General features: G+C 64.5%; 6 protein-coding genes. All 6 read left to right on the top strand.

Annotated elements, in window-relative coordinates; all coding sequences use genetic code 11:
• Positions 1–7 precede the first annotated feature (7 nt).
• Positions 8–208, top strand: a complete 201-nt coding sequence (locus D8W71_RS22370) for an MbtH family protein (RefSeq protein WP_121116684.1) — start codon at positions 8–10, stop codon at positions 206–208.
• The gene (locus D8W71_RS22365; RefSeq protein ID WP_121116682.1) at positions 208–1533 is read left to right on the top strand and encodes an aminotransferase class III-fold pyridoxal phosphate-dependent enzyme; all 1326 of its coding nucleotides are present in this window, start codon (positions 208–210) and stop codon (positions 1531–1533) included. The genes D8W71_RS22370 and D8W71_RS22365 overlap by 1 nt, the downstream gene beginning before the upstream one ends.
• The gene (locus tag D8W71_RS22360) at positions 1530–3350 is read left to right on the top strand and encodes a non-ribosomal peptide synthetase (protein WP_161965497.1); all 1821 of its coding nucleotides are present in this window, start codon (positions 1530–1532) and stop codon (positions 3348–3350) included. Before D8W71_RS22365 ends, D8W71_RS22360 begins: the two co-directional genes overlap by 4 nt.
• A complete protein-coding gene (locus D8W71_RS22355; RefSeq protein WP_121116678.1) occupies positions 3344–5512 on the top strand; it encodes an MMPL family transporter in 2169 nt (722 codons plus the stop codon). The genes D8W71_RS22360 and D8W71_RS22355 overlap by 7 nt, the downstream gene beginning before the upstream one ends.
• Positions 5513–5581: 69 nt before the next feature.
• Positions 5582–7060 (top strand): serine hydrolase domain-containing protein, encoded by a 1479-nt coding sequence (locus D8W71_RS22350; RefSeq protein ID WP_121116676.1) that lies wholly within the window; start codon positions 5582–5584, stop codon positions 7058–7060.
• A 130-nt stretch (positions 7061–7190) separates the two neighbouring features.
• Entirely contained in the window at positions 7191–9428 is a 2238-nt protein-coding gene (locus D8W71_RS22345; RefSeq protein WP_121116674.1) for an NADP-dependent isocitrate dehydrogenase, read from the top strand.
• Positions 9429–9619 lie beyond the last annotated feature (191 nt).

Raw genomic sequence — 9619 nt, 5'->3', positions numbered from 1 at the left:
AAGGATCATGCAGAACAACACTTCCGAATGGACCGTCGTACGCAACGACGAAGAGCAGCACTCGATCTGGCCGGCGGACAAACCGTTACCGCTCGGGTGGACGAGCATCGGATTCTCCGGTGATCGCGACGAGTGCCTCGACCACATCGAGCAGGTGTGGACCGATATCCGCCCTTTGTCCCTACGCCGCGCGCTGGGGGTGGCGTGATGACCGTTCTCGAAACCGCGTCCGGGGTTCCGGCGCACTTGACCGACACTCTCGTCGGCGACTTCCTTCCGATGACGATCGACATCGAACGCTCTGCCGGCTCGTACCTGTGGGACGAGTCGGGTGGCCGTCCGGTTCTGGACATGGGGATGTTCTTCTCCTCGTCCCCTCTCGGGCACAACCCGACTCCGCTGACCCACATGCAGGCCGAACGTAAGTTGCTGGCGGCAGCCAAGATGAAGCCGTCGAACCCGGACTTCGCGTCACGGGTGCTCGCTGATTCGGTGGCGACCTTCCGGCGCGTTCTGATGCCGGACGAGCTTCCGCACCTGTTCTTCATCGACGGCGGAGCGGCAGCGGTGGAGAACGCGCTCAAGGTGGCGTTCGACTGGAAGTCGCAGCGCGCCGCGGTCGCGGATTCGGATCTGCAGGCACTGCATCTTCGGTGGGCGTTCCACGGACGAAGCGGATACACGATGTCGCTGACCAACACCGACCCGAACAAGACAGCTCGGTTTCCCAAGTTCGACTGGCCACGCGTCGAGGCTCCTGCCCGCGGTGAGGACGGCGGCGACGATCCGGATCGCGGATCTCTGAGTGAGGCCGAGCAGCGGACGCTGGCCGAGATCGAAGCACTCCTCGTCGCCGACGGTGACCGCATCGCGTGCTTCGTCTACGAGCCCATTCAGGGAGAAGGTGGTGACCGTCACCTGGGAGCGGCATTCCTGAGGGCGGTCGAGAGCCTGTGCATCACCCACGACGTGCTGACCATCGCCGACGAGGTGCAGACCGGCGGCGGCATCGTCGGAACGCGTTGGGCTCACGAAGCGCTCGGTCTTCGGCCCGACCTGGTGGCGTTCGGAAAGCGTCTTCAGGTGTGCGGCATCATCGGTGGGCGGCGTGTGGACGACGTGGAGACCAACGCGTTCGCCGTGCCGGGTCGGATCAGCTCCACGTGGGGCGGCTCTCTCGTTGACTTGGTGCGCTTCGGCCTGCTCTACGAGTCCATCGCACGTGAGGACACCATCTCGCGGGCAGCCAGGTTCGGCTCGTACCTACGAGCAGGTCTCGACGACATCGTCGACACCTCCGCAGGCAGGGCCACCGCCGCACGTTCTCGTGGACTGTGGGGAGCAATCACGTTGCAGACCAAAGAGCTCCGCGACGCCGTTCTCGCGACCGCGCTCGACGACCATGACACCGTGTTGCTTCCGTGCGGAACTCGCTCGGTTCGGTGGCGGCCTTCGCTGCTGGTGACGGAGCAGGAATTGTCGCTTTCGTTCGACGCAGTCCGCCGCTCGCTGGTGACGGTGGCGCACTCGTGAGCGTCCTCGTCGACGAACTCGTCCTCGACGGTCTGGAGGCTCGATTCGGCGATCGGCCCGTGCACACGTGCGTCGATGCAGATCTGGGAGCCGAGATGCTGCGGCACCGCGTCGAACTCGTTCGCGATGCACTCGCAGCCGCAGGCGTAGGTCGAGGTCACGTCGTCGCGATCAAGGGACGACGCGACTCCTGGCTGCTGCCGACGTTGCTGGGAATTCTGCAGGCGGGTGCGGCGTACGCCGTTATCCCGTACAACAGCCCGGAGTCCGTCGAGAAATCGCTCTTGCTCACACTCGACCCGGCAGCGGTCGTGGTGTGGGAGGGGCTGATCCCTTCGACCTGGAACGACGCACGTGCCGTGCAGCTAGCCGACTCGGTGTCGTTGAGGGTCGGGTCCCCGGTTCCTGCGGGCCCGCCGCAGCGTCGTCTCGACGACCCGGCCTACGTCATTGCGACGTCGGGCACCTCGGGCACCCCGAAGGCAGTTCTGGTGCCGCACAGGGCCGTTCTCGCGTTCCTCGACGCCGCGCGCGACGTCGTCGAACCGACTGAGGACGACGTCGTCGCCGCACGCTCGTCCGCTGCGTTCGATCTGTCGGTCTGGGAGTTGTTCGCATCCGTATCGGCCGGTGCGACAGCAGTTCTCGTGGTCGAGAACGTCGCTGCCGACACCGCGCGGTTCCACGATCTGCTCGTGGAGACCGGAGCGACGGTACTTTCGACGACTCCGTCGGCGGCATACCAGCTCGGTTCGCACGACGAGGCGGTCGGAGGCGGACTCGCGCTGCGACGCCTCCTCGTCGGCGGCGAGGCGTCCGATGGCGGCAGGCTCGCCGATGTCATGACGGCACCCTCGTTCGCGGAGTGCCGCCTCGACAACTGGTACGGCCCGACCGAGGTGACTGTGTCGTGCACCGGCGGTGAACTCGTCGGCGACGACCTGGCGGGATCCGAGACACCGATCGGCGGCGCACTTCCCGGTGTCAAGGCAGTCGTGCTGCCCGACGACGCGGCGACGCCCAAGGGCGGCCAACTCGCCGTCGGGGGAGATCAGCTGGCGCACGGCTATCTCGGCAATCCACGTGCGACGGCGGCAGCGTTCGTCCCTGATCCGGACGGCGACGGGGATCGGCTGTACCTGACCGGCGACATCGTCTCCACCGACGAGCACGACCGGTTCGTGTACCACGGTCGGGTCGACGGCCAGGTGCAGTTGCGGGGCTACCGTCTCGAACTCGGCGAAGTGGAACGAGTTCTGGCGTCGCAGACCAACGTTCGGTGGTGCCACGCTCTCGTCGGCGGGACCGACGAGGACGTCCTGATCGCCTACTTCGCCACGGTCGGTGACGACGCGGTCGATCGCGCCGAATTGTGGTCACAGCTCTACCGCCGTCTACCGCGCCACGCGGTTCCCGCTGCGCTCGTCGCCGTCACCGAAGTTCCGGTGACGGTGGGGGAGAAGTTGAACGTCGCGGCACTTCCTGCGCCGGTTGTCTCCGACTTCGTAGCGGGGGAAACAGAAGGTACCGCCGCGGAAACGGACACCGAAGAGCGGTTGCTCGTGCTGTGGCGATCGCTCCTCGGGGTGGAGAACATCGGTACCAATCATCACTTTTTCGCGCTCGGCGGACACTCGCTGCTCGTCGCGCGGCTGGTCAACGGCATCGCCCGCGAATTCGGGGTGCGATTGCAGTTGGCGGACGTAATCGAGGGACTGACCGTGCGCGAGATCGCGTCGGTCATCGAGAAGGAAATCGATCGTCGACCGGTGGGTGCTGCGGCGTCCGGCGGAGGACGGGAGGAGATGTCATGGTGAGCACGAGAACGATCACGACACCGGGGGGCGGGCCACAGGCAGGCGAGCCGCCGAAGTCCGGCGGAGTACTCGAAAGGCTTGCCGGTATCGCACGATGGAGCTACCGGCATCGTCTCGCGGTGATCGCGGGATGGCTTGTCGCACTCGTGCTGTCCGCGGGCGCCTACCTCACGCTGGGAATGTCGGAACTGACCCCGGCGGAAGGCTTCGTCGGTGAGTCGGGGTCGGCAGAGCAGCTCGAGACCTCCTCGGATTTCCTCGCCTCGAGGACGGAAACGATTCTCGTCGACGGGGGTTCGGCTCAGGAGTCGGACCGGATCGCCGACGAGCTGTCCTCGGCGCTCGCGGGCACTGCGGAAGAAACTCCGGAAAAGTTGACGGCTACCACCGGCGATCAGCGTGTGCTGCAGGTGCTTCTGCCGGAGCAGCAGGCTTCGCCCGCCGAGCGCGTGCAGGGCATCGACTCCGCGATCGAGGGTGCACTGGCAGCCAACCCGGGCGCGACCATCGCCGCGACGGGGCCGATCTCGGTGCAGGCCGATGTCACCACGACGTACGGTGAGCGCCTGTCGTTGCTCGAAATGCTCAGTATTCCGGTCACGGCTGTCGTGCTGTTCGCTGTCTTCGCGGGTTTCGTTGCCACCGCGATTCCGCTGATCACGGGGATCAGCGTCGTTGCTCTCGCAATCCTCTGGAGCGGTCCTACCTCCCTCGCGGTGCCGATGGAGAGCAACCAGATGAGTGTGATCCTGTTGATGGGTCTGGCTCTGGGCGTGGACTATTCGCTGTTCTTTGTCCGGCGTGCGCGCGAGGAATACGCACGTTCCGGTGATGCCGACGCCGCTGCCCTGATCGCCGTATCGACCACCGTGCGTTCGGTCCTCGTGGCGGGGCTGGTGACCGGCGTATCGGTCATCGCAGCGTTCCTCACCGAATCGCCGATATTCCATTCCCTCACGCTCGGCATCATTCTCGTCGTCATCGCAGCCATGCTGGCCTCCATTACCCTGCTTCCCGCGCTGCTCGGCGCAGGCCGCAAGCGTGTGGTCAAGCAGTTGTTCGGCAAGGCGCCGTCGGCGGACACGGACACCAGGGGATTCTGGGGGCGTCTCACCGGTACGGTCGTGCGCCGTCCGGTCGCTGCGGCGATCGCAGGGTTGATCGTGCTCGTTGCGTTGGCGGCACCCGTTGCCGTGATGAAGTTGCAACTGCCCGGCACCGACAGCATGCCGCGCACGTTCGAGACATTGCAGACTCTCGACACGGTCTCCGAACAGTTCCCGCTCTATGGCGTCAGCCACACGGTCGTGACGGAGACCGGCGGTGACGTAGCGGGAGCAAGCAGCACCCTCGAGCAGATCGCCGAGAATGCCTCGTCGGCGCCGGGATTCGACGGTCAGGTGCGAGATGTTCAGGTCTCCTCCGACCAGTCCGTCGTCCGCATCGAGATCGGAACGGACGCGGACGGTATCGACTCCGATGCGGCCAAGCAGTCTCTGACTGAGCTGCGCGAGAACATCGTTCCGCAATCCGCCGGGGACCGTGAGGTGCTCGTCGGCGGCGAGACCGCCGTCAGCGTCGACATCTCGGAATCGACGTCCAGGGATCTGCTGATCGTCATCCCGATCGTGCTGTTGGCGTCGTTCGCATTGATCTTCCTCGCGTTCCGCAGCATCGGGTTGGCCGCGCTCAGTGTCGGTCTCAACTTGCTCTCGGTCCTCGCGTCGTACGGAATTCTGGTTCTTCTCTTCCAGTTCGGTTGGGGTGCACCCGTCTTCGGTTCGGAGTACGTGGGACCAGTGGTGACGTTGCTGCCCGTGATGATGCTGGTGATCCTCATCGGACTGTCGATGGATTACCACGTCTTCATCCTCACTCGGGTGCGAGAGGCGTTCGGGCAAGGGCTCGACGTCGACGCTGCCATCGCGCAGGGCGTCGTCCGGTCCGCACCGCCGGTCACTGCCGCAGCTGCGGTCATGGTGGTCATCTTCGCGATGTTCACGTTGCTGCCGACGCCCGAGATGAAGCAGCTCGGTGTGGGACTCGCCGCGGCTGTTGCGCTCGACGCGACCGTTGTTCGTGGCATTCTCGTACCCGCAGCCCTGCGACTGTTGGGCGCGGGCGTCTGGCGACGTTCGCTCGCGGGGACGAGCAGTCACTAGTCACGAACTGGGCGCCATGGTGTCCCCGATGGTCTTGGTTTCGGTGCGGGTCGAGAGGAGTTGGCAACGATGGTGACAGGTGTACGACGGGCGCTCGTGGGGGTGCTGTCGGTTGTCGCGTCGGTCGGGCTCGCCACGGGTTCGGCTGCCGCGGCCCCTGACGCCCATTCGCAGCCGGCCGCCCACTCGCAGCCTGACGCCGACTCGCAGCCGGCCGCCGAGCTGCAGGAGTCCATCGACACCTGGGCGTCGGACATCGGCGCTCCCGGCATGACCGCGCAGATCGTCGATCTGGACGGTGTGGTGGCAGAGGCCTGGACGGGCGTCGACGGGCGAGGTGCGCCCGTCGACGCCGCCACCACGTTCGTCTGGGGATCGGTGTCCAAGCAGTTCACCGCGGCCACCGTCGTCGGTCTGGAGCGAGAAGGCGTCATCGACGAGCAGACGCCGGTGTTGGAGATTCTGCCGCAGGCCAAGGACATGCTCGGCGACCCGGCTACGACCGTCGGCGACCTCGTTCATCACACCAGTGGTCTCCCGCACGACATCACCGTGACCGACGACTGGACCCGTCGGGAATCGGCGAGCGACGCAGTGGCGAGCATCGCGAAGCCCACGGGCACCTCCGAACGGGGCACCTTCCAGTACTCGAGCCTGAACTACCTCCTGTTGCAAGCGGTGGTCGAGCAGACCACGCATGGCTCATTCGCCGACGCATTGACCGCAGAGGTGCTGGAGCCGGCCGACGCGACCGCCACTGTCACCGATCCCGACGTGTACACCCAGGACGTTCCACCGGGGAACGTGCCGTTCTTCGGCTCGGCCAGGCCGATCGACGTCGGCGTCGATTCGGCGGGGCTCGGGTACGGCTACCTCGCCGGCTCGATCGACGACCTCGGCCGCTATGCATCGTGGCGCCTGGGGGAGTTGAAGAACGGCGAGGACCGGGTGCCCGAGGTGGACACCGGTCAGGGCACCGAATACGGCGACGGGCTCTTCCACGAGAACATTGCCGGTCAGGACGTGTGGTGGCACTCCGGCGCGGTGCCCGGGTATTACACCTACGTGGCGCTCGTCCCGGGGCAGGACAAGGCGGTCGTGCTCGCCACCAACCGGTACGGAGAGATCGAAGCCGAGCGTATCGCTGCCGTCGGCAGGAACGTGACGACGCTCGTGCTGGACGGGTCGACGAGCGAATTGCCGTCCTCGCTTGCGTTCACCGTGCTCGGCGTACTGCTCGCGATCGTCGCGCTGCTCGTGGTTCTCATCGTGTGGGTCACCACCCGCTTGTTCACGGGTAGGACACGGGAGCGGTCGCTGGCCGGTGCCGCCGTGCGGATCGTGATCACCGCGCTACTCGGTGGAGCCGTACTCTTCGGCGCCTATATCGGGGTGCCGATGCTCGTCGGAGCGTCGCTGTCGGTGATGTGGTTGTGGGCGCCCGACGTGACGTTGGTGTTCTGGATTCTTCTCGGAACTGTGTTCTTGGCGTCTGCGCTGGTGGTCACGAATGAGGTCGTGAACTACAGCAGATTTCGGCACAGGTAGCGCTGGAAAACCTCTACTCGTCGGTAACTTCGCGAGATCGACCTCTGCCCCGCACAGCGCCGCGTCGGACGATTAAAGTTGGACGTGAACGTATCCAAAAGACGACGTTGAAACTGAGGCAAAGGCGAATATGACAGCGAAGCAGCCCACCATCATCTACACATTGACCGACGAGGCGCCGATGCTGGCGACTCACGCATTCCTGCCGGTCATACGTGCATTCGCCGACGCGGCCGAGATCAACGTCGAGTCCAGTGACATCTCGGTTGCCAACCGCATCCTCGCCGAGTTTCCCGATTACCTGAACGAAGATCAGCGCGTCACCGACAACCTTGCCGAACTGGGTCGTCTGACGCAGCTGTCCGATACCAACATCATCAAGCTGCCCAACATCAGCGCGTCCGTTCCGCAGTTGCTCGCCGCGATCAAGGAACTGCAGGACAAGGGTTACGCGATCCCCGATTTCCCGGGCAACCCGAAGACGGACGAAGAGAAGGACATCCGCGACCGCTACACCAAGTGTCTGGGCAGCGCGGTCAACCCTGTTCTCCGCGAAGGAAACTCGGACCGACGCGCGCCGAAGGCCGTCAAGGAATTTGCGCGCAAGCACCCGCACAGCATGGGTGAATGGTCCCCGGCGTCGCGTACGCACGTCGCACACATGCGGCATGGCGACTTCTACCACGGCGAGAAGTCGATGACCGTCGAAGGTGACCGCGAGGTCAAGATGGAGCTCATCACCGAGAGCGGCAAGACCACCGTCCTGAAGGAAAAGGTGTCGCTCACCGACGCTGACGTCATCGACTCGATGTTCATGAGCAAGAAGGCGCTCATCGAGTTCTACGAAGAGCAGATGGAAGATGCCTACAAGACCGGCATCATGTTCTCGCTGCACGTCAAGGCAACGATGATGCGGGTCTCGCACCCGATCGTCTTCGGCCACGCGGTGAAGGTCTTCTACAAGGACGCCTTCGCCAAGCACGGCGAGTTGTTCGACGAGCTCGGCGTCAACGTCAACAACGGTCTGTCGGATCTGTACAGCAAGATTGAGGCTCTTCCCAGCGCACAGCGCGAGGAGATCATCGACGATCTGCACAAGTGCCACGAGAAGCGCCCCGAGCTCGCGATGGTCGACTCCGCGCGCGGCATCTCCAACTTCCACTCCCCGAGCGACGTGATCGTCGATGCGTCCATGCCTGCCATGATCCGCACCGGCGGCAAGATGTGGGGCGCCGACGGCCGTCCGAAGGACACCAAGGCTGTCAGCCCGGAGTCCACGTTCTTCCGGATCTACCAGGAAATGATCAACTTCTGCAAGACCAACGGTGCGTTCGACCCGACCACGATGGGCACCGTCCCCAACGTCGGTCTGATGGCACAGAAGGCAGAAGAGTACGGCTCGCACGACAAGACCTTCGAGGTTCCCGAGGGCGGCGTCGCGAACATCACGGACCTGGCGACAGGCGAAGTTCTGCTGACTCAGGACGTCGAAGAGGGCGACATCTGGCGCCTGTGCATCGTCAAGGATGCGCCGATCCGTGACTGGGTTGCACTTGCAGTTCGTCGCACACGCGAGTCCGGAATGCCGGTCGTCTTCTGGCTCGACCCGTACCGCCCCCACGAGAACGAGCTGATCGGCAAGGTGCGCAAGTACCTGAAGGATCACGACACCGAGGGTCTCGACATCCAGATCATGTCGCAGGTCCGCGCTATCCGGTACACGATGGAACGCCTCATTCGCGGGCTCGACACCATCTCCGCGACCGGCAACATTCTGCGCGACTACCTCACCGACCTGTTCCCCATTCTCGAGCTCGGTACTTCCGCCAAGATGCTGTCGATCGTGCCCCTGATGGCCGGCGGCGGACTGTACGAGACGGGTGCAGGCGGATCTGCGCCCAAGCACGTCAAGCAGCTCATCGAGGAGAACCACCTTCGTTGGGATTCGCTCGGTGAATACCTTGCGCTCGCCGTGAGCCTCGAGGATCTCGGACGCAAGACCGAGAGCACCAAGACGACCTTGCTCTCCAAGGCACTCGACTCGGCAACCGGCAAGCTGCTCGAGAACAGCAAGGGACCCTCACGCTCGACCGGCGAACTCGACAACCGCGGAAGCCAGTTCTACTTGGCGCTGTACTGGGCCCAGGAACTCGCAGAGCAGACCGAGGACAAGGAGCTGGCCGAGCACTTCGCCGGGCTTGCAAAGACCTTGGCGGACAACGAGGACACCATTGTCGAAGAGCTGGGCAAGGTCCAGGGCGAACCAGTCGACATCGGTGGGTACTACTACCCGGACCCCGAGGTCACCGCTGCCGTCATGCGTCCGTCCAAGACGTTCAACGACGCCTTGGCGGCTTTCCGCGCGTAGGTAGTTGGTTGCCGGCGAGTTGGGTCTCGCTCGCCGGCGGTTCTGCGGGTGCCCCGATCGCCGGCGGTTTTGGGGGTGCCCTGATCGCTTGAATGGTCCATTCATGTTGTCTGTCAGCATGAATGAACCGTTCAAGCGGTGGTCGGGATGTTCGCTCATCGCTTGAAAGGTCCATTCATACGTTTGGTTCG

This window comes from Rhodococcus sp. P1Y (assembly GCF_003641205.1).
Classification (GTDB): domain Bacteria; phylum Actinomycetota; class Actinomycetes; order Mycobacteriales; family Mycobacteriaceae; genus Rhodococcoides.
Note: the sequence above shows the minus strand (reverse complement) of the source record. Positions and strands in the feature narration are given on the sequence as shown.